The 1,074-nt window shown below is 59.2% G+C and carries 3 protein-coding genes; all 3 read right to left on the bottom strand.

Annotated elements, in window-relative coordinates; all coding sequences use genetic code 11:
* A partial coding sequence (locus NQF87_RS08725) for a phage terminase large subunit (protein ID WP_266128020.1) occupies window positions 1-210 on the bottom strand: 210 nt, incomplete at its 3' end.
* A complete protein-coding gene (locus NQF87_RS08720; RefSeq protein ID WP_323670726.1) occupies window positions 185-640 on the bottom strand; it encodes a terminase small subunit-like protein in 456 nt (151 codons plus the stop codon). The genes NQF87_RS08725 and NQF87_RS08720, both read right to left, overlap by 26 nt.
* Window positions 633-1,013 carry a hypothetical protein gene (locus NQF87_RS08715; protein WP_266128018.1) on the bottom strand — a complete coding sequence of 127 codons (381 nt, stop codon included), beginning with the start codon at window positions 1,011-1,013 and terminating at the stop codon, window positions 633-635. Before NQF87_RS08715 ends, NQF87_RS08720 begins: the two co-directional genes overlap by 8 nt.
* Window positions 1,014-1,074: the final 61 nt, after the last annotated feature.

Genomic DNA, 1,074 nt, shown 5'->3' with positions numbered 1-1,074 from the left:
CTGCTTGACGGACATGGCCAGAGATTTCTGAATCTCTCGGATACACACAGCCCGGAAACCGGGACGCATGAGGGCCTGCTCGACGAGAAGCTCAGCGAAGAAGTGCGACTTCCCCGATCCCCGTCCGCCCCAGACACCCTTGTAACGGGAAGGGCGCAAGAGCGGCTCGAAGACCGCCGGGGTTTCAAGGGCTAGGCTCGTCGTTGCCATGATCGGGCCTCACAATGATACGTCTGATTTCCTGCACGGGGCCGCCGCCTTCGCCTGTATGTTCCAGCGTCTGCTTGTCGCCATACCGACGAGGGGCACGCTTTGAAGCCGCCCAGCGCAACATCTCAAAGGCCGCCTTGTTGGCCGTTGCATTCTCTGGGTTTGTGGAGCGGGCCAGTGCAAGAATGTCAGCCTCGAACCCGTCAGATGATATTTCCCGCGCGCGCGTGTACTGCTCAGCAAGTTTTGGATCACGCCCAACCCACCCATAAAACCCGTCCATGGTAGGACGTTTCGGGCCGCTGCATATCTCACGGATGGTCAGGCCATTCATTACATCGACCATCATCTCATCAAAGAGGGTTTGAGAGAAATGGACAGGCGGCTTGCGAGAAGGGGGCGACTTTCCCGTGCTCGGTCTCCTAGCCATAAATCCTGCTCACTCCGCCGGACCTGATCTCTGCCCGCTCCCAGCGTGTTATTGCGTCTTCTTTCTCGACCGCTGCCCTTACACGGGACAACAGGTCGGCGCTGATCGTCTCGTTGCGTCTGGTCAGGTGCTGCACACCCAGCCGGAACCCCCGGCATCGCACCCTGTTCCCGGTGTTGATGCCCAGCGCAACGCAGTCTCCAAACCCTATCCTCACGTCTGATCTGTGATGGTAGCGTGGGTTATGGAGGATACGGCATAGGGTGGCGGTGCTGCCCCGTACGTTCATCACGATGGCCAGCAGTCCGCATGGCCCGGATACAACACTCCCCCGCTCAATCCGGCGTGCGGAAAGAGGAGAGGGGCGGGACATGGAGTATCCAGAATAAAAATGGGGAGGGGAATGCCTCCCGGATTATCTACCATAGCGAGTG

The organism is Bombella dulcis (assembly GCF_026385505.1).
Taxonomy (GTDB): Bacteria; Pseudomonadota; Alphaproteobacteria; order Acetobacterales; family Acetobacteraceae; genus Bombella; species Bombella dulcis.
Note: the sequence above shows the minus strand (reverse complement) of the source record. Positions and strands in the feature narration are given on the sequence as shown.